Origin of the sequence: Streptomyces tremellae (assembly GCF_039540215.1) — a bacterium.
GTDB classification, from domain to species: Bacteria; Actinomycetota; Actinomycetes; order Streptomycetales; family Streptomycetaceae; genus Streptomyces; species Streptomyces tremellae.
Genome location: NZ_BAABEP010000006.1, coordinates 35,407 through 48,620, shown reverse-complemented (window position 1 = coordinate 48,620; position 13,214 = coordinate 35,407). Strand labels below are relative to the sequence as shown.

Sequence of the window (13,214 nt, the reverse complement as noted above, 5' to 3'; positions counted from 1 at the left end):
GCGACCTATGCCGCTGGTGAAGGGTTGCAGCGGGTTTCGGCCTAGTTAGATGGCCGGTTCTGTGCGGCGCGCGGTACCTACGCGCGGACGATCACCATGGGCGTGGCGTCGTGGCGGTATCTGTCCTCGTCGGGCTGGGCCGCGGCAACGAGCGCCTCGGTGAGGGCCTGCGCGGCATCGGAGACGAGCGGGCGCGCGACGGGCCCGCGGGACACATCGGCCTTCGTGCCGTCCGATTAGGGCTGTTCGCCTGGGTGCCGATATTGTGGCGGCGCTCTACGTGACTCTCCCCAAAGCTCCGCCGGAACCCGGTTGGGCCACGGCGGAGGGCCTGGCAAACATGCCTGGTCAACCGGAGGTCAGGAGGGCACTGTGGATGAACCCGAAGAAGAGAGCCCCCGTCAGCGCATGAGCGGCGTACAGCGGTACTCGCTCCTGCTCAAGTCGGTGGTCGCCTTCACGGCGTTCGCCACCCTGGCGTTGCAGCTCGCCAAGTAGCGAGGCGCCACATGGACCGGTCGGAAAGCTGGGCTCTGCACAAGCAGCGAGCCCGGTCTCTTCCAACGCGACCGGGCTCGTGAACTGCAAGAAGGGCCCGGTTTGGTAGCCGCCAAGCCGGGTCTTTCTGATATCAAGCGCAACTGAGAATGTATATGTCAGTCCGCCGAACAGGATCTATTCAACCACGTTTCTCTAATGTACCCATGGGGGGAGCCCCGGACACACAGAGGTAGTGAGGAAGTAGATCAGCGCGTAGCTGGACGGTAGACGTGCAGGTAGACCCGGGTGGTAGACGCTCACGCCGCAGGCTCGGCAGGCGCGGCCGGGGAGCGTTCCGGGAGGTCCTCGCGGTGGACCCCGTACGCCACTTTCCGGGCCACTTTCACCGACCGGCGTACGGGCACTCCGAGGGTCTCCAGGCGGGCCCGCAGATCGGCCACCTTCCAGCCCTCTCCGTGCCCGCGCTCTTGGAGGTGTGCGAGGAGCGCCGAGAGGTGCACGCCGGGGCGGTCCCCGATCAGGTCGGCGAGGAGCTCGACGACCGCCTCCCGGCTGCCACCCGGTGCCGGGGCTGGCTCGGCCTCCGAACGGCCGTCGGCCGAGGTGCGCCCGGCCCTCCACGCGACCGCCACCCACCAGCCGGTCAGGAGCCACAGCAGCCACGGGAGCGCGCGCACGACGGCCCACACCGCGTACGCGGCCGCGGCGAGGAGGGCGAGGCGCAGCAGCGGGCCGACGGCGGCGCGCCAGCCGGTGAGGTCGTCGCGGCGGCCGCGGCCGACCCAGTCCGCGAGCGCGGTGACGCGGCGGCGCGCGACGGTGCTGCTGCCGCGCCACAGGCGCTCGGCTGCGCTGCTGCGCGCCGCCCACGCGGCGAGGCGGCGCTTCACCGGGCGTTCCCCGTGTTGGCGAGGTCCTGGCCCTTGGCGCCGAGCCAGTTGAGCGTGTCGGGCCACCAGTGCAGCAGGTAGGCCACGCCGGGCAGGAAACCCAAGATCGCGAAGGTTACGAAGCCGCCCACGAGCCTGCGCTTGTCCTGCTTCCCTGACGCCTTGAACAGGACGCACACACCGACGAGGAGCACGCACGCGACGACCGCGCCGGGCTGGGTTAGCGCGCCCATGCGCCCGGTGGGCAGCGTGGCGGCGCCGGAGACGCCGGTCACGCCGCGGACGCCCGTGCTGCCGCCGCGGGTGGCGAGGCTGGCGATCCCCGCGGCGCCCCAGCCGAGCGCGCCGCCGGTGCAGATCGTCGCGACGGAGCCGAGGCCGGCCCCGGAGGCGTACGGCAGCAGGGCCTTCGGGTCGCGGCTGCCTTTGAGCCAGGGGCGAAGGTTGAGCCAGAGGAGGGCGAGGGCGACGGTGACGCCCCCTAGGGACAGGGCGGCGTTCATCGGGGGACTCCGGTGATGAGCTGGATGGGGTCGTACCAGGAGATGGCGCCGACCGCGCCGACGAGGGTGACGGCGAGGGCCGCCAGGCGCAGCAGGGTGCCGCCGCGGCGGACTACGAGGAGGAGCGCCAGGGCGAGCGGGATGCCGCCGGTGGCGTAGCCCCAGCCCACGCCGAGGTCCTGGCGGGCGAGGCTGACGGTGTAGTGCCAGGTGGTCGCCGCGCTGTACCCGGTGCCTGGGATCGGCGTGACGGTGAGGGTGAGCGCGCCGAGGATCTGCCAGGGACGGCCGATCCGGCGCACCGCGGCGGCGAGACGCTCGCGCCACGTCGGCCCTGGTGCCTGTTCGGGGGTGAGGGTGACGATGACCTCGATCGGGCCGGGCGGCGGTCCGAGGAGGACGACCGGAGGAGGCAGCGGCGCGGGCGGCGGGGGCGGGGGCGCCGGCGGGGTGCGCCACGGTGGGATGTCGTCCGGCTCGGGCGGCCGGGCGGGCAGCGGCGCGCCCGCGGGGATGACCCGGCTCGGGGTGATGGGCCGACGCGGCGTAGGGGCCTCGGAGTCGGGGCCGACTCCGTTGCGGCGCAGGAGGTGTGCGACGCGGCGCTCGTCGGCGCCCTGATCGGCCGTCATGAGGCACGCTCGATCCGGTTGAGTGTCCGGGCCACGGTGTCTGAGGACACGTACTGTCCGTGGATCGTCCGGACGTAGGACAGGACAGCGGACTTGTCCGTGATCCCGGACGCGAGAGCTGTCCGGACGCTGTCCGCGATGGACTGCCCGCGAGGGGCGAGAGGCTGGACGCGGCCGGTTGACCTGCTGTCCAGCGTGTCCGGCGAGGTGTCCAGGACGGTGCGGACGGTGTCCTCGTCGGTGTCGATGCCGACCGTGGCGAGGTGATCCGTGATGTCCGCGGCGGTCGCGGACGGCAGGGTCGCCGCGGCTGCACGGACGGCGGCCCGGACGGTCGCGGACACGTCCGCCGCGGTGTCCGGGCTCGTGTCCGGCTGCGCACCGGTAGAGGGCAGGCCGCTGAGGAGCGCGGCGTGCTGCTCCTGCATGCGGGTCAACTGCCGCTGCTGCGCGCCGAGCGCAAGCTGCGCCGTCAACTCGGCCCGGCGCACGCCGAGCCAGGCGCGGGTGCGGTCCGGGAGGGGCTGTGCGATGTGCCCCAGCACGAGCGACCACAGTCCCTTCGCGATGGCGGAGATGACGGCGCCGGCCGCGCCGACGACGAAGCCGACGTCGAGGTATCCGTGAGCGAAGATCACCGCCACGGCCACGAGGAGGAAGACGTGCCCGGCGCGGCGGGGTGCGCGGGCACGGTCGGGGTCGTAGCGGGAGAGCCACTCCAGGCCCATGCAGGTGAGCCAGGCGGCGTCGTACGCGGCGGCGACCGGGTAGGCGACGGCGGCCGGGCCGGCGGCGGCGAGGAGTGCTCCGGCGGACACGGTGGACCAGGCGACGGATACGGCGGTGAAGCCGAGGGCTGCTGTGGTGACCGTGTTGAGGACGATGTGGTCCCAGTCGCGGGACGGTACGGGGATGTTGACGGTGTAGGGCTCGGTGATGAGGCGGGTTTCGCCGGCCTCGGTGTGCTCGATCTCCCGCCAGCGGGTGACAGCGCGGGTCTTCATGGGCTGGTGCTCCAGGACGCTGGGGCCGAGCCCGCGGGTATGTGCCGCCGCGGGCCCGGCCGGTCGGCGGGGTCAGCGGTCGCGGTACTTCTGGACGTGCTTGTCGAACGCCTGGCGGGCGCCGCTGCCGGCCGCATAGTCCGCGGCGCAGTTCTCCGGGGTCGCGGGCTCGTCGACGAGCTGGCTCTCGGGCGGGGTCTCGGGGCTGTCGTCGTTGGCGGGCTGGTCGGTACGCTCCATGGCGGACCTGCTCCTTCGTCGCTGTCGGGGCGGGTCCGCCCCCGGGCCCGGAGCTGCAACTCCACATGGGTCAGGGGGCTTTCCCGTTGTGCCGAGAACGAAGGTAGCGACTTCCTTGCCATACGGCAAGGAAGTCAGAAAGTATGGTGCCCATGGCCGACGACGAGGGAGGGCCAGACATGGTGTCGTTCAGGGAGTTGGCCAGGCGGCTCGTCGCTGATGGTGTCGTCGAGACGATCACCCACCAGCGGATCTCGCAGCTCTCGCAGATCGATCCCGACTTCCCGGCCGTGGTGCCGGTCGGCCGCTCGAACGCGGTGGACTACCGGATGGCCAAGCCGTACTTCGCCACACGCAAGACCCGCCAGGGCGAGCGGACGGACCTTAAGAGGAGCAGCGAGGAGTAGCTCGCAGGACGACGGCGGCCCCGCTCGACGAACGGGGCCGTCACGCTGAGGTGCTACGCGGCAGCGGGCTCCTTATCGACCGCCGCCATCAGCCGCTGCCGGGCAGCCGCGGCGTACTCGCCGCTCGCCTCGATGCCGACGAACCGCCGGCCTTCCGCCAGGGCCGCGACGCCGGTGGTGCCGGAGCCCGCGCACCAGTCCAGGACCGTGCCGCCCTCGGGCGCGATGCGCACCAGCTGCCGCATCACGGCAACCGGCTTCTGCGTGATGTGCACCCGGCCCTTCCCCCGCGGCTGCGAGCCTTCCAGCCAGCCGGGCAGGTAGATGCTCGGGGCATGCCGCGTCGGCTCGCCGTGACTGCCCCACAGGACGTACTCGCACTCGCGCTTGAACCCGTCACGGGTCGGCCTCGCGATCGTCTTCCGCCAGGGGATGATGCCGCGCCACACCCAGCCGCCGGCCTGGAGCGCGTCGGACGTGGCGGGGAGCTGCGCCCAGTCGGTGAACACGAGCGCGGACGCACCTGGGCGCGCGGCCGCGAGGGACGCCGCGAGCATGCTGGACAGCCAGTACGTGTACCCGCGCTGGTCGCGTCGGTCGCCCCCGAAGTCGGGAAGCAGGTGGTTCGCGTCGCCGGAGACGTACTTGCCCCGGGCGCTCTGACCGCGGCGCTGCGCCGCCTGGAGGCCGCCGCTGTTGTACGGCGGGTCGACGATCACGGCGTCGGCGAGGGTGTCGAGGGTGGGCAGCAGAGTGAGGGCGTCTCCCTGGTGCAGGGTCCAGCTGGGCATGGGCGCCTCCTGGGTGTGGTCGCGTGCGCCAGGGGCGAGCGAGTCGGTGCCGGAGCTTCTTGATCATCGCTTGAACGTCTGTTCGACTCCATAGGGTCCGCACCACATCACCCCCATCTATCGGACGCCTATCATCGAACGCGTGTCCGAATCGGTCGAGCGTGTCGAGATGCTGCGTTTCCTGCTGCGCGTCCAGGAGCGCGATCTCGCGCGCACCCGGCGCTGGCTCGACGAAGCCGAGCGAGCAGCGGCGGCCGAGCAGCGCCGGGAGGAGCAGGCGGCCGCTCGGCGCCCGCCCGCTGGCGACTGGCTCCTCGACAGCAGGCACCGGCCGCAGCTCCTGCATCAGGGCTGGTGCTGGGAGCTCGCAGCGGGCATGCAGCCGATCACCCGCGCCCAGGCGCTCGAAGCGCTCACTGCCGGCGGGGTTGAGCCGTGCCCGGCGTGCCACCCGGATGCCGAGCTCGGCGTGCTGGGGTAGTCGGTCGCGGCGAAGCTGGGGGCATGTCGCGGGCGGCGATCGTCGTGCACCGGCCGTCACCGACCGGCGGCCGGCGCGTCACCCTGCGGCGCCAGCTACTCGGCAGCCGCATCCTCGGCATCGCCTACGACGACGAGGACCTGGTGCAGCTGCTCCAGCGCCCGGGCATCCCGGACGCGGAGTGGCTGCTCGATGATCCGTCGTGGGTGGAGTGGCGCGGCGGCCGGGCGCACGACTGGGACTCCAGGTGACTGCGTCGGTCGGTCGGGTGGCTGACGTGGCAACAAAGCTTCTGTTGCCCATCTCGAAGGGGTGAAATCGATGTTGTATCCGACTTGAAATAAGCGTTCCCCAGGAAACCTGGGTAGACTGCTCGCAGAAACGTAGACGCGGAGCCCCCTGGAGGGCTGCCGGGAGTAAGGCCGGAACCAGGGAACTGGATCCCTCCACCCCACGAGGTGGTTGTGGCCCCCGGGAGTCCCCCAGGGGGCTCGCTGCTGATCAGGGCGTGTCCCACTCCGGCCACCATGCGCGTTTCAGCAAGAACGCATCTGTGCCGATCACCTTGACACCCCAGCCCAGCAGCTTTCCTGTCGGGGAGCGGCGCAGTTGGTGCCGGCATGCCAGGAGGTTGCGGGCGCAGTCCATGTCTTGGGGGTCTCCCATCAGGGCTGTTCCGAGAAGCCCCGCATGGAGATCTGCCAGCTGGATGCCGTGCCGTTGGGTGCTCTCCCATGTGGGCGGCCACTTGATAAGCCCCCATGGGACGTTGTAGGTCTCCACGTTGCCGCCTCGCACCCAGTCGAGATGGCTCTCGGAGGTGGAGTGGTCCATGTGCTTCACCATGCCCAGGCGCACGATAGCGAGCCGCCGCCCGCCCGGCCAACCCTTCGCGGCCAGGGCGACTCGCTCCAGAAGGAGGCGGGTCGTGAAGTTGTAGAACACCTCCTTGCTCTTCGACATGGCCCAGTCGTCCTGCATCGTCCCCTTGTCCGCGATGACGTGGATGACCATGACGTCCTGCATGCGCGCCAGCGTGAGGGCGGCCCGTCGGCGTCGCTCTGGGTGCTTCGCCTTGAAGTGCTCGACCCAGTGAAGAGGCTTATGCGCCTCCTGTGGAGGCCCACTGTGGACCATGCCCTGTAGGCCCCCGACCGCGACCTTCACGGCCCACTCCTCCTCTTCCGGCACGATGACCGCAGTCATCGCAAAGAAGGGGGACTTGGCCTTGGACTTGTCGCTGAAGCCTCGGTCACCCGTTTCATCGACGTAGACGTGAAGCTTAGGGAGACGCCCCAGAGACGGGGGCGTCGGGAAAGCTGTCATCGGCGTCCCCCGCCGGGGGTGTAGCACTGCGCGCTACGGTTGGTCGGCACCACGGGAGGTTTCGTCTCCTCTGGTCTTGCCCTCGGCGGGGTCGGATCCGCCGAGGGCCTTTCTGCTTTGTGACCGACTCGCCTCATGGGCCCCACGCGGCATGCTCGGTGACCCGATGTTACGCCTGATAGCCGACCTATCCGGTAATCCTTACGGGTGCCCCGAGCGCAACGAGATGCGTCGTTGCTGGTGAGACGTCAGTTAAGTCGTCGCGGCGCTTCCGCCTCCCGTTCCGGAACACCTACTCGCCCCATCCGGTTTGCGTCGGCAAGTAGTGCGCTGTCACACGAAGGCGATGGCTCAGGCGCCTCGCCGCTCGTCATCGAGAGGGGCAGCTCATCATCAACATGAGCGAACAGCCAACGAGATGAGTGCCTTCGAAGGCGGGTTCCCTCGTTGGTGGAGCATGAATGAGAACCAACCCCCAACCCATGAGCGGGACCACACCACGATGACGACGGCAGAGGCCGCTGAACTACTCGGAGTGCGCAGCGACTCCGTACACGGGATGAAAGCGGATGGCCGACTCAAGGTGGTCGGCAAGGGAAAGAACGGAGTCAACCTCTTCCTCCGCCGAGATGTCGAGTCCCTGAAGGTTCAGCGGCTGAAGGGGCGCCGGGTGGTCCCTGAGCAGGGAAACTTCTGGAGCAGCACGCTGGCAACCTGCGATGACTGCCCGCTTCGGACGAAGGTGGCCGATCTGGAACGGCGACTGGCTGCCGCAGAGCAGAAGGCTGCAGTCTCCGACGACAAGGCTCGGCGCGCGATGGTGGCGATGAATGCCGCAGTGATTGGGGAGTAGGCGGTCCAGCCCCAAGCCTCGTGCCCAGCCGCCCGGTGGGCGGCGCGCCGCCCACCGGGCTTTACTCTCCCCAGGTGTGCCAACCAGCGTGCCCGCACAGCAGGCCAGCCAGGCCCCACACGGATATCGCGAGCATCACGGCGTCGGTCACGTCGTCCACCGCCGGGTCGGTGTGCCCACGGTCTCGGCCATGTCCGCGCACGACGTGGCGCCGTGCGCGCCGAACTGTGGGCAGCGGCGGCTGCGGCACGGGCCGATGAACGCGAGGCAGGCGTCGGCGCCGAGCTCCACCATCAGGGCGTGAGGATCGGGCCGGCCGCCGTGCCGTGGGCCCCGCCAGTCCGCGGGGTGGGGCTCGATGTCGATCGGGGCGCCGTGGTGCCGGTGGTGCTCGGCCCAGGCACGGGCGTGCTCGTCGGCGCCGGTTGGGCAGGCGCCGTGCACCAGGATGAGGCGGCCACCGAGTGCAGCTGTGGCGGCGAGCAGCGCAGTGAGCACGCCGCCGACGGTCTTCGGTGCGGCCCAGTCGCGGCTGCCGGTGACGAGGACGCGGTACGGGGCGTCGGTCACTGCTGCGCCTCGCTGCCCTGCTCCGCTGGCGCGCGGGTGATGCGCAGCTGCGCCGGGTGGACCTCGTGGTCGCCGACGATCCGCCCGTCAGGGCTGATCCAGTAGGCGGGCGCGTCCGGCGGGGCGACGCGGAAGAGGGGCGCGGTGCCGTCGTGGGCCTGGTCACCGGGCTGGTAGCCGGGCTCCAGAACGGCGATGTGGATGCCGGGTGTGGCGGGGTCGATGCGGGTTCCGGAGGCGAGGAAGACGGTGCCGTCGGTGAGGTGGTGGACCTGGTCGTCGAAGGTGACGCGGACGCGGGCGCCGGCGGTGGCGGTGGGCTGGGGCATGTCGTGCTGCTCCTGGGGGCGGTTGGCGAGGGGTACGGGCGTTGCGGTGGTCACGAGGTACGGGCCTTTCTGGCGGGTCGGTCGAAGAGGCCTGCCGCTGCCGAGAACGCCAGGAAGACGTGGAACAGGCGCTTCTCCTCCGCCCGTTCGGCGCGGCGAGCGGTCATGCGGGCGAGGATCTGGGCGTTGGTGGGCTGCACCCACGCGTGCCAGCCGACTGGCGCCTTCCACCGCTGCATGTGCTCGCGCTGCTCGATACCGCACCAGCGGCAGGCGGAGGGCGTGGGCTTTGTCGCGGTGGATCGTGGTCACGCGGACCTCTTGGTGGGGCTGCAGCGGACGTAGCTGGCGGGGACGTTCGGGTCGGCGACGAGGGGCCAGGCGGCGAGCGAGCCGGGCAGTTCGGGCGCGGTCTGCGGCGGCTGGGTGTGCGGGCTGAGGGCGGTCTTCAGCGCGTCGAGGGTGGCGGGTTCGGCGGCGATCTGCTGGATCCGGTCGATGCGGATGAGGAGCAGGTGCACGACGCTCACCCCTCGCGCTGCGCGCGTGTGTCCTGGCAGTCCGGGCAGAGACCGGTGCGGCGGTACTCCGTCTCGTACCGCTGGGCCTCGGCTGCGTCCCAGAAGACGCGGGACGTGCCGTCCTCGCGGATCAGCGGCTCGCCGCAACCGTGCGGGGGCAGGAGGCACCGGTTCTCCATGAACGCGCGGGCGGGCAGGTCGCTGTACTCCTCGCGGGCAGGGAGCGCCACGGCTCGGACAGTCGCGCGGTACCGCCGGGCCTTCGCCACGGCCTCGTCGCTCCAGCCGTGCCGCTCGGCCATCTCTGCCATAGCTGCGGCGCCGCCGCAGACGTCGTCGTGTTCGTGGTCCGTCTCGCAGTCCCAGCCGACGAGAACGGCGTACAGCCATGCGTCGACGGGGTACTCGCCCCATTCGCGGGAGCTGGTGACGAGGAGGCCGTACAGGCCCTCGAACATCGGGGCCAGGTCGCCGAGGATCTTCCGGAGGGCGAGGTACTCCCGGAACTCCTCGACGGCGGCGCGGTCCCCGGGCGTCAGCTGCGCCCGCGGGTCGTTCCCGCAGCGGGCTGGCTTGGGCATGTGGTGCTCCTTCGTGATGTGGTGGATAGAGGGCCGCCCCGGGCGAAGCAGCGGGGCGGCCCGACTCGTTCAGGCCGTCGCGTCCTGCTGCGCCGCACGCCACGCCTCCACGACGTCCCGAGCGATCAGCCCGCGCGGCGCGACCTCGTGGCCGTGCTCCTGCGCCCACGCGCGCACCGCGCGCGGGTCGTAGTCCGCCCGCCGCGCCGACGGCTTGCGGGTCGGCGCGAGCTCGGCGCGCCGCGCGACGAGCTGCTCCAGGCGCCGGGTCAGCTCGGCTTCCTCGACGGTGAGCGCAGCCAGCTCCCTGTCCGCGGCGTGCCGGGCACGCAGCGCGGCGAGGCTCTCGGTCGTGCGCTCGCCGTGCGCCCGGACCGTCTTGTCGTCGTGCTCCCGGGCCCAGGCGAGCAACGCGCCAACAGGCAGCTGCTCAGCGTCGGCGGCCACCGGGCGCTCGGGCGAGTCGGCCGGCGCAGGGTCCGCGGGATGGTCGCCGGTCGATGTGGGCCAGGCGCGGTGCGGGATGTCCGGCGCCGTTGTGGCCTCCTCCTGGATGCGGCGCAGGGCTTCGATGGTCATGGTGTGGCTCCTGGTGGCTGGTTGGGTCGTGGGGTGGTTGGTGCGGGGTTAGGCGGCGTTGTGGGGGTGGCTGGGTGTGTCGGGGTGGGGTTCGGCGCAGCCGGTGTGGGTGTCGTAGCCGCGGGCGGCCCATTCGGGGGCGATGGGGTTGCCGCAGACGGTGCAGGGGGTCTTGGGGCGGGTGTTTCGGGGGTGGTCTTTCTGGGCTCCCCGGGGGTGGTCCGCACCCCCTCCCCCCTCTTGAGAGGGGGGACGGGGGGAGGGAGGTGCTGCGGGGACGTGGGGGAGGGTCCCCTCAACCTCCCCGGGGGATGTTTGAGCTGGGGTTTTGTTCGGGGGTCCCCCGGCGGGGAGGTCTTCTTTTGTTACTGGGGAGTAGGGGAGGTGCGGGGGGAGGTCTTCGGCGGGGCGGTTTTTCCGGATTCGTACCGCCTCTTCGATCTTGGATTTCGCGGCGCGGATGCCGAGCTCCGCGCACTTCTTGATCACGCGGGGGCTGCCCCAGTCGGAGGGGACCTGGGCGCGGTCGAGCTGCGCGACGATGTGCTCGGCGGTGCCGGGGATCGCGGCGAGACCGGTGTCCGTGCCCGGGGTCTCGTCCCACGTGGCGAGGACGTGCCGGGTGCCGCCGGGGGCCCAGTGCTCGCCGTCGCGGCGCGCCTGGCGGTGCAGGACGAACTGGTCCGGGCCGATGCCGGTGCGGGTGTGCGTACGGCGCAGGAGAAGCGTTCCGCCGCCCTGCGCGCTCAGGGTCCACACGTGGTCGACGTCCTGGGTCTTGGCGGACGAGCCGCGGGCGCCGCGCTCGGCGTCCTTGCCCATGTGGTCCAGGCGCACGGAGCCGATACCGGCGCGCTTCAGCGGCAGGAGGGTGTTGCGGTACAGGGCGAGCCAGGTGTCCGAGTCGTTCTCGGGGCCGGAGATGAACCGGGACACGGTGTCGAGGACGACGATCTGCGCCTCGACTTCACGGGCCATGGCCAGGAGGTCGGCGCCGCCGCCCGGGGTGTCGAGGGGCCGTATCGGCGGGAACGACGCGTACGACAGGAGACCCATGCGGCCGGGCCCGGCGCCGTAGGAGATGAACCGTTCCTGGATGTCCTGGTGGCCGTTCTCGGCGTCCACGTACAGCACGGAGACCGGGGCGTGGGCGTGGTCGGAGAGGAACGGCTGGCCGCTGGCCATGCGCCACATCCACTCCTGCACGAACAGGGACTTGCCGGCCTTGCCGTCGCCGACGATGGTGATCTGCTGCCCGGCCGCCATGAGCTTGCCGAGGAGGAGTTCGACGCTGGCGAAGTCGGTCTGGAAGAAGGGGGCCCAGTCGAGGAGGGCGCCGGTGAGGTGGCTCGGTTCGTCGGGCCGGTGGCCGCTGGTGGCGTCCGTGGCGGTGGCCTGAACGGCGGTGACCATCTCGTCGGGGTCGCCGCCCTCGTACCCGAGCTGGGTGATCCGAAGGCCAGCCTCGACGACGCGGCGTTCTCGGGCGCGGTCGCGGACGATGTCCGCGTAGTACGAGGCGTTCGCGGCGGTCGGGGTCTGCTGGACGAGGTGGTGGAGGTACGGGGCGCCGCCGACGCGGTCGAGGTCTCCGCTGCGGTGGAGTTGGTCGGTGAGGGTGATCGGGTCGACTGGTTCACCGGCGGTGTAGAGCGTGACGATCGCGCGGAAGATCGTCTCGTGGGCGGGCCGGTAGAACTCGGGGCCGCGGAGCGCCGCCAGGATGTCGGTGATGACGTCGCGGGAGAGGATCATCCCGCCGAGGACGGACTGTTCGGCTGCGAGGTCTTGCGGGGGGATGCGTGTGAACCCGTCGTGGTCCGCTGCCCGGTCGTTCGGCAGGCGGTGGACGTTCTCCACGGGGGCTCCGTCTCAGAAAAGGGTGGTGGGCTGCCGGGGCGGGCAGTCGTGGTCTGCGACGTGGGGGTGCGGGCAGTCGGGTGGGTGCCAGCTGGTGATCCACGTCAGGCGGGGCGGCGCGTACGGGCTGGTGTGCAGGCACCAGATGAGCCGGTTGGGTCCGCGGGCGGCGGCTTGCTCGTCTGGGGTGAGCGGCGCGGCGGGGTCGACGGTGGCGAGGAGTGCGGCCCGGTCGCCGACCCACTGGCGCAGGAGGCGGGCCCCGCACGACGGGCACCGGGAGTCGGCGGCGCCCGTCGCGCGAGGACGCCGCATCAGGCCGGTGTGCCGTTCATGACGGGCTCGTCGATGGCGTTGGCGATCGTGTCGGCGACCTCGGCGAAGGCGGCGGCGAGCCGGTCCTCGGGCTGCTCCAGGTGGTAGCCGAGCCGCAGCTCACCGCCGCGCTCGATCCGGTACCGGAAGCGGGCGGTCATGCTGTACCGGTCGGCGCCTTCGAACGGGATGACGCCGAGGGTGAACACCTCGGGGATGGTCAGCTCGCCGCGTGCTCCGGCCTTGGCCGTGGTGTCCTCGACGTACGAGAACTTTCGCTCGCCCGTGGCCAGCCGGGTGCCAGACTGGAACTGCGCCTTGGTGCTGCCCTGGATGGACTGGGCGATCTCCAGCATGGTGGCCGCGTCGGGCGTCACCAGGTCCGGAAGGCGCTCCTCGAGGAACGCGGCGAACTGCTCCTGGTCCATCCACTTGCCGTCGCGCTGGGCCCACGCCTGCCACGACTTGGTGGTACGCAGCGCGAGGGTGACCCGGTGCCGGCCGAAGCGCGGGGCGTCGCCGGTGTGGGCGTCGAGAACGGCGGTGATGTTGAGAGCCTCGACGTCGCGGTAGACCTCGGACTGCTGATCGTGGTGCTTCTCGTAGTAGGCGAGCCAGGAGCCGGCATCTCGGACGATGGTGGTGCCGGTCTTGCGGGCGGGTGCGTTGCGGTACTCGTCGCCGGTGAGGTCGACGCGCTCGATGCCGCGCGGGGTGTGGAAGGCGTACACCTTGCCGGGCGTCAGCTCGGCGGGCTCGGCGCTGCGTAGGGCGGCGTCGATGATGGTCTGCGCCTCGCTGGGTGCGCTGGTGAGTTCGGAGTAGGCCACG

Annotated in this window: 21 protein-coding genes and 2 pseudogenes; 5 read left to right on the top strand and 18 right to left on the bottom strand. The window is 71.3% G+C overall.

The window, feature by feature from the left end:
• Positions 1 to 77 precede the first annotated feature (77 nt).
• Positions 78 to 215, bottom strand: coding sequence for a hypothetical protein (locus ABEA77_RS07205; protein WP_345642804.1), 138 nt, complete (start codon positions 213 to 215; stop codon positions 78 to 80).
• A gap of 157 nt (positions 216 to 372) precedes the next feature.
• Here ABEA77_RS07205 and ABEA77_RS07200 point away from each other — a divergent pair, with 157 nt between their 5' ends.
• Complete coding sequence (locus tag ABEA77_RS07200; protein ID WP_345642801.1) at positions 373 to 498, top strand: hypothetical protein; 126 nt, start codon at positions 373 to 375, stop codon at positions 496 to 498.
• 299 nt (positions 499 to 797) lie between these two features.
• Here the strand turns inward: ABEA77_RS07200 and ABEA77_RS07195 are convergent, their stop codons facing one another.
• The 5 genes from ABEA77_RS07195 to ABEA77_RS07175 form a co-directional block, all read right to left on the bottom strand.
• Positions 798 to 1,391: a hypothetical protein gene (locus ABEA77_RS07195; protein WP_345642798.1), complete on the bottom strand. Its 594-nt coding sequence runs from the start codon at positions 1,389 to 1,391 to the stop codon at positions 798 to 800.
• Positions 1,388 to 1,894: a hypothetical protein gene (locus ABEA77_RS07190; RefSeq protein ID WP_345642795.1), complete on the bottom strand. Its 507-nt coding sequence runs from the start codon at positions 1,892 to 1,894 to the stop codon at positions 1,388 to 1,390. Before ABEA77_RS07190 ends, ABEA77_RS07195 begins: the two co-directional genes overlap by 4 nt.
• Complete coding sequence (locus ABEA77_RS07185; RefSeq protein WP_345642792.1) at positions 1,891 to 2,526, bottom strand: hypothetical protein; 636 nt, start codon at positions 2,524 to 2,526, stop codon at positions 1,891 to 1,893. The genes ABEA77_RS07190 and ABEA77_RS07185 overlap by 4 nt, the downstream gene beginning before the upstream one ends.
• Positions 2,523 to 3,530: a protein transporter Sec31 gene (locus tag ABEA77_RS07180; RefSeq protein ID WP_345642789.1), complete on the bottom strand. Its 1,008-nt coding sequence runs from the start codon at positions 3,528 to 3,530 to the stop codon at positions 2,523 to 2,525. The genes ABEA77_RS07185 and ABEA77_RS07180 overlap by 4 nt, the downstream gene beginning before the upstream one ends.
• Positions 3,531 to 3,602: 72 nt before the next feature.
• The gene (locus ABEA77_RS07175; protein ID WP_345642786.1) at positions 3,603 to 3,770 is read right to left on the bottom strand and encodes a hypothetical protein; all 168 of its coding nucleotides are present in this window, start codon (positions 3,768 to 3,770) and stop codon (positions 3,603 to 3,605) included.
• A gap of 143 nt (positions 3,771 to 3,913) precedes the next feature.
• Between ABEA77_RS07175 and ABEA77_RS07170 the strand changes: the two genes are divergently transcribed.
• On the top strand, positions 3,914 to 4,177 hold the full coding sequence (locus tag ABEA77_RS07170; RefSeq protein ID WP_345642784.1) for a hypothetical protein: 264 nt from the start codon (positions 3,914 to 3,916) through the stop codon (positions 4,175 to 4,177).
• A gap of 53 nt (positions 4,178 to 4,230) precedes the next feature.
• Here the strand turns inward: ABEA77_RS07170 and ABEA77_RS07165 are convergent, their stop codons facing one another.
• Positions 4,231 to 4,968, bottom strand: a complete 738-nt coding sequence (locus ABEA77_RS07165) for a DNA-methyltransferase (protein WP_345642782.1) — start codon at positions 4,966 to 4,968, stop codon at positions 4,231 to 4,233.
• A 142-nt stretch (positions 4,969 to 5,110) separates the two neighbouring features.
• Between ABEA77_RS07165 and ABEA77_RS07160 the strand changes: the two genes are divergently transcribed.
• The gene (locus ABEA77_RS07160; protein WP_345642780.1) at positions 5,111 to 5,449 is read left to right on the top strand and encodes a DUF6233 domain-containing protein; all 339 of its coding nucleotides are present in this window, start codon (positions 5,111 to 5,113) and stop codon (positions 5,447 to 5,449) included.
• 23 nt (positions 5,450 to 5,472) lie between these two features.
• On the top strand, positions 5,473 to 5,700 hold the full coding sequence (locus ABEA77_RS07155; RefSeq protein ID WP_345642778.1) for a hypothetical protein: 228 nt from the start codon (positions 5,473 to 5,475) through the stop codon (positions 5,698 to 5,700).
• 250 nt (positions 5,701 to 5,950) lie between these two features.
• Here the strand turns inward: ABEA77_RS07155 and ABEA77_RS07150 are convergent, their stop codons facing one another.
• Positions 5,951 to 6,775 (bottom strand): DUF3800 domain-containing protein, encoded by an 825-nt coding sequence (locus tag ABEA77_RS07150; protein ID WP_345642777.1) that lies wholly within the window; start codon positions 6,773 to 6,775, stop codon positions 5,951 to 5,953.
• 502 nt (positions 6,776 to 7,277) lie between these two features.
• On the opposite strand from ABEA77_RS07150, the gene ABEA77_RS07145 reads away from it, so the two are divergent.
• Positions 7,278 to 7,628 carry a hypothetical protein gene (locus tag ABEA77_RS07145; RefSeq protein ID WP_345642775.1) on the top strand — a complete coding sequence of 117 codons (351 nt, stop codon included), beginning with the start codon at positions 7,278 to 7,280 and terminating at the stop codon, positions 7,626 to 7,628.
• A gap of 147 nt (positions 7,629 to 7,775) precedes the next feature.
• On the opposite strand, the gene ABEA77_RS07140 is transcribed toward ABEA77_RS07145, so the two are convergent.
• The 10 genes and pseudogenes from ABEA77_RS07140 to ABEA77_RS07095 all read right to left on the bottom strand — a co-directional run bounded on the left by ABEA77_RS07140 (position 7,776) and on the right by ABEA77_RS07095 (position 13,213).
• Complete coding sequence (locus tag ABEA77_RS07140; RefSeq protein ID WP_345642773.1) at positions 7,776 to 8,198, bottom strand: SLOG family protein; 423 nt, start codon at positions 8,196 to 8,198, stop codon at positions 7,776 to 7,778.
• A complete protein-coding gene (locus ABEA77_RS07135) occupies positions 8,195 to 8,581 on the bottom strand; it encodes a hypothetical protein (protein WP_345642770.1) in 387 nt (128 codons plus the stop codon). Before ABEA77_RS07135 ends, ABEA77_RS07140 begins: the two co-directional genes overlap by 4 nt.
• Positions 8,578 to 8,766 carry a hypothetical protein gene (locus ABEA77_RS07130; RefSeq protein WP_345642768.1) on the bottom strand — a complete coding sequence of 63 codons (189 nt, stop codon included), beginning with the start codon at positions 8,764 to 8,766 and terminating at the stop codon, positions 8,578 to 8,580. The genes ABEA77_RS07135 and ABEA77_RS07130 overlap by 4 nt, the downstream gene beginning before the upstream one ends.
• Positions 8,767 to 8,835: 69 nt before the next feature.
• Positions 8,836 to 9,048 carry a hypothetical protein gene (locus ABEA77_RS07125; protein WP_345642766.1) on the bottom strand — a complete coding sequence of 71 codons (213 nt, stop codon included), beginning with the start codon at positions 9,046 to 9,048 and terminating at the stop codon, positions 8,836 to 8,838.
• Positions 9,049 to 9,053: 5 nt separating this feature from the next.
• Positions 9,054 to 9,629 (bottom strand): hypothetical protein, encoded by a 576-nt coding sequence (locus ABEA77_RS07120; protein WP_345642764.1) that lies wholly within the window; start codon positions 9,627 to 9,629, stop codon positions 9,054 to 9,056.
• Between the two features lie 69 nt (positions 9,630 to 9,698).
• Positions 9,699 to 10,208, bottom strand: a complete 510-nt coding sequence (locus ABEA77_RS07115; protein WP_345642761.1) for an Lsr2 family DNA-binding protein — start codon at positions 10,206 to 10,208, stop codon at positions 9,699 to 9,701.
• A 48-nt stretch (positions 10,209 to 10,256) separates the two neighbouring features.
• Positions 10,257 to 11,519: pseudogene (locus ABEA77_RS07110) on the bottom strand (AAA family ATPase); the annotation flags it as partial.
• An 81-nt stretch (positions 11,520 to 11,600) separates the two neighbouring features.
• Positions 11,601 to 12,068, bottom strand: a pseudogene (locus ABEA77_RS34075) (DnaB-like helicase N-terminal domain-containing protein); the annotation flags it as partial.
• Positions 12,069 to 12,080: 12 nt separating this feature from the next.
• Positions 12,081 to 12,383: a hypothetical protein gene (locus tag ABEA77_RS07100; protein ID WP_345642760.1), complete on the bottom strand. Its 303-nt coding sequence runs from the start codon at positions 12,381 to 12,383 to the stop codon at positions 12,081 to 12,083.
• Complete coding sequence (locus ABEA77_RS07095) at positions 12,383 to 13,213, bottom strand: DUF2303 family protein (RefSeq protein WP_345642757.1); 831 nt, start codon at positions 13,211 to 13,213, stop codon at positions 12,383 to 12,385. Before ABEA77_RS07095 ends, ABEA77_RS07100 begins: the two co-directional genes overlap by 1 nt.
• Position 13,214: the final 1 nt, after the last annotated feature.

What these genes read in the sequence shown, in the direction of transcription:
- ABEA77_RS07190 (WP_345642795.1), bottom strand. Translation starts at nt 1,894, where the DNA reads ATGAACGCCGCCCTGTCCCTAGGGGGCGTCACCGTCGCCCTCGCCCTC.
- ABEA77_RS07185 (WP_345642792.1), bottom strand. Translation starts at nt 2,526, where the DNA reads ATGACGGCCGATCAGGGCGCCGACGAGCGCCGCGTCGCACACCTCCTG.
- ABEA77_RS07180 (WP_345642789.1), bottom strand. Translation starts at nt 3,530, where the DNA reads ATGAAGACCCGCGCTGTCACCCGCTGGCGGGAGATCGAGCACACCGAG.
- ABEA77_RS07175 (WP_345642786.1), bottom strand. Translation starts at nt 3,770, where the DNA reads ATGGAGCGTACCGACCAGCCCGCCAACGACGACAGCCCCGAGACCCCG.
- ABEA77_RS07170 (WP_345642784.1), top strand. Translation starts at nt 3,914, where the DNA reads ATGGTGCCCATGGCCGACGACGAGGGAGGGCCAGACATGGTGTCGTTC.
- ABEA77_RS07165 (WP_345642782.1), bottom strand. Translation starts at nt 4,968, where the DNA reads ATGCCCAGCTGGACCCTGCACCAGGGAGACGCCCTCACTCTGCTGCCC.
- ABEA77_RS07155 (WP_345642778.1), top strand. Translation starts at nt 5,473, where the DNA reads ATGTCGCGGGCGGCGATCGTCGTGCACCGGCCGTCACCGACCGGCGGC.
- ABEA77_RS07150 (WP_345642777.1), bottom strand. Translation starts at nt 6,775, where the DNA reads ATGACAGCTTTCCCGACGCCCCCGTCTCTGGGGCGTCTCCCTAAGCTT.
- ABEA77_RS07145 (WP_345642775.1), top strand. Translation starts at nt 7,278, where the DNA reads ATGACGACGGCAGAGGCCGCTGAACTACTCGGAGTGCGCAGCGACTCC.
- ABEA77_RS07130 (WP_345642768.1), bottom strand. Translation starts at nt 8,766, where the DNA reads ATGCAGCGGTGGAAGGCGCCAGTCGGCTGGCACGCGTGGGTGCAGCCC.
- ABEA77_RS07120 (WP_345642764.1), bottom strand. Translation starts at nt 9,629, where the DNA reads ATGCCCAAGCCAGCCCGCTGCGGGAACGACCCGCGGGCGCAGCTGACG.
- ABEA77_RS07115 (WP_345642761.1), bottom strand. Translation starts at nt 10,208, where the DNA reads ATGACCATCGAAGCCCTGCGCCGCATCCAGGAGGAGGCCACAACGGCG.
- ABEA77_RS07100 (WP_345642760.1), bottom strand. Translation starts at nt 12,383, where the DNA reads ATGCGGCGTCCTCGCGCGACGGGCGCCGCCGACTCCCGGTGCCCGTCG.